Below are 1,263 nucleotides of genomic sequence, written 5' to 3'. Positions count from 1 at the left end.
ATTTAATGCATCGACTTCTTGGTTTATGGCTTGATAAAGCGGAGAAAGTTGGTCGAAAAGCTGCTGCCCCGCTTCGGTCAGCGACACATTGCGCGTAGTGCGGTTGAACAAGCGCAGGTTCAGCCGCATTTCTAAATTTTTCATGCTATGGCTCAACGCCGAAGAAGAAATCCCTAAAAGTTGCCCTGCTTTCACAAAACTCTGCGTTTGCGCCAGTGTTAAAAAATAATTCAGTTCGTTAAAGTTCTGCATTTTCTCTTTAAACTCTCTTTTATTAATGAATTTAATTCATTACATTATAAAGATAAACCCTATTTATCTCAATAAAAACAAATCATAAAATGACTGCAACTTCATGAGAGTAAACAGAAGACAATATCCGTAAACATCACATCCTTTTTTTATAAATTATTTATTCTAGGAGTAAAAATGAACATTTTATTATTAAACGGTGGTAAAGCTTTCGGCCATTCTCATGGTGAGTTAAACCACACGCTTCACAAAAAAGCAAAAGAAGTTTTGACCGCACTTGGACACAATGTAAAAGAAACTGTGATTGATGCTGGCTATGATGTTGAGGCAGAAATCGAAAAATTCTTGTGGATGGATGCCGTGATTTGGCAGATGCCTGTTTGGTGGATGCACGAGCCTTGGACAGTGAAGAAATACATAGACGAAGTATTTATCGCTGGACACGGCAAGCTTTACCACAGTGATGGCCGTCATCGTGTCAGCCCGACCGAAGGCTTCGGTACAGGTGGTTTATTGCAAGGCAAAAAACACATGCTTTCGCTTACGTGGAATGCGCCGATTGAAGCGTTCACCCGTGAAGGCGATTTTTTTGAAGGAAAAAGCGTGGATGACTTGTACATGCACTTTCATAAACTCAACGAATTCCTCGGTATGAGCCGTTTACCGACATTTATGTGTAACGATGTAATTAAAAATCCGCAAGTGGAAAAATACATAGCAGACTACCAAGCACACTTGGAAAAAGTGTTCGGTTAATGATAAAACATCAACTTGAAGCGGTGGGCTTTTGCCCACCATTTTGTCAGTCGCTAATTGGTACGAAATACGGCAAATCTGTGGCACAAGTGATTACCCGCTGGCTGGTGGAACGTGGCATCATTGTATTGGCAAAATCCACCAAACCCGAACGTATGGCGGAAAACTTGAACGTCTTTGACTTTGCCCTCAGCGATGAAGACAAAGCTGAAATTGCCAAACTGGACGGCACGTTCGCCGCCATCGTCAATCACG

General features: G+C 41.7%; 3 protein-coding genes. 2 read left to right on the top strand and 1 reads right to left on the bottom strand.

Annotation, left to right across the window (positions count from 1 at the left end):
- Nucleotides 1–252 (bottom strand): LysR family transcriptional regulator (locus ACTHTS_RS10820; protein ID WP_440370027.1); only part of this gene is annotated, 252 nt, incomplete at its 3' end.
- Nucleotides 253–429: 177 nt separating this feature from the next.
- Here ACTHTS_RS10820 and ACTHTS_RS10815 point away from each other — a divergent pair.
- On the top strand, nt 430–1,008 hold the full coding sequence (locus ACTHTS_RS10815; protein ID WP_440370026.1) for an NAD(P)H-dependent oxidoreductase: 579 nt from the start codon (nt 430–432) through the stop codon (nt 1,006–1,008).
- A partial coding sequence (locus ACTHTS_RS10810) for an aldo/keto reductase (RefSeq protein WP_440370025.1) occupies nt 1,008–1,263 on the top strand: 256 nt, incomplete at its 3' end. The genes ACTHTS_RS10815 and ACTHTS_RS10810, both read left to right, overlap by 1 nt.

Source organism: Neisseria sp. P0019.S003, assembly GCF_051957115.1.
Taxonomy (GTDB): Bacteria; Pseudomonadota; Gammaproteobacteria; order Burkholderiales; family Neisseriaceae; genus Neisseria; species Neisseria flavescens_D.
The sequence above is the reverse complement of the archived record's forward strand: the minus strand, read 5'-3'. Positions and strand labels throughout refer to the sequence as shown.

What these genes read in the sequence shown, in the direction of transcription:
- ACTHTS_RS10815 (WP_440370026.1), top strand. Translation starts at nt 430, where the DNA reads ATGAACATTTTATTATTAAACGGTGGTAAAGCTTTCGGCCATTCTCAT.